Origin of the sequence: Corynebacterium sp. p3-SID1056 (assembly GCF_025152525.1) — a bacterium.
Taxonomy (GTDB): domain Bacteria; phylum Actinomycetota; class Actinomycetes; order Mycobacteriales; family Mycobacteriaceae; genus Corynebacterium.
In genome coordinates, this window is the sequence record NZ_JALXXL010000023.1 from 1 (window position 1) to 945 (window position 945).

The following is a 945-nucleotide window of genomic DNA, read 5'->3' on the forward strand; positions in this document are numbered from 1 at the left end:
CACGGACCTTGGGCATGAATCAGTTCCGCCTTGTAGAGACCGTTGACGGTCTCCGCCAATGCGTTGTCATAGGAGTCGCCGACTGTTCCCACACGCGGGCGGATTCCTGACTCAGCTAGCGCAGTGGAATACTTCAGTGACACATACTGGCTGCCCCGATCGCTCTGGTGAATGAGCTGGTTTCCATGGATTCGCCCTGCAGTCGTTAACGCATGCTCCAAAGCCTCCATCGGCAGCGCATCGGTACGCATCGTCGAGCGTGTAGCGACACAAACAATTTTTCGGCTGAATACATCCACGACAAACGCGGTAAAGGCGAATCCTGACAGGGTGCGAACGTAGGTAATGTCGGCAACCCAAAGCCTGCCTGGCGCTTGTGCACGAAAGTCTCGCTGCACTAGGTCCGGGCGATGATCCGGTGTCTTCGGGCTAATCGTTGTCACAGGGGTTCGTCCACGTCGGCGGCCGGAAACACCTGCGAGTTTCATCAACCGGGCAGTCTTATCGCGGCCAATATGAAAGCCTTCACGGTTCATCGCGTGCCACATTTTGCGGATGCCGTAGACCGAGAAATTCTCCGCATGCACACGCTGTATCTCCGGGGTGAGCAGGCTATCGCTTAAGGCCCTTGCACTGGGAACACGTGTGGTGGCTTTCCGGTAGCCGCGTGAAGTAATGAATCCACGATCTGCTTGTTTAAGGACTCGGCAGATGGCCTCGACCCCAAATTGATCTTTGTACGCGTCGATGTAGGAGATCATTTGGTCGTGGGTCGGTCGAGTTCCGCTGCGAAAAAAGCCGAGGCAGTCTTGAGGATTCCGTTTGCTCGTTTCAGCTCACGGTTTTCGCGGCGCAGACGCCCCAAGCTCTTCTTCCATTGTTTCGCCGCCCGAAGCGTCAGAATTATCGCGTACTGAAGCGCTGTCACGGTACCAAGCCCGCAAC

At 56.2% G+C, this 945-nt stretch carries 1 pseudogene; it reads right to left on the reverse strand.

Annotation, left to right across the window (positions count from 1 at the left end):
- Positions 1 to 945, reverse strand: a pseudogene (locus M3G14_RS11605) (IS3 family transposase); the annotation flags it as partial.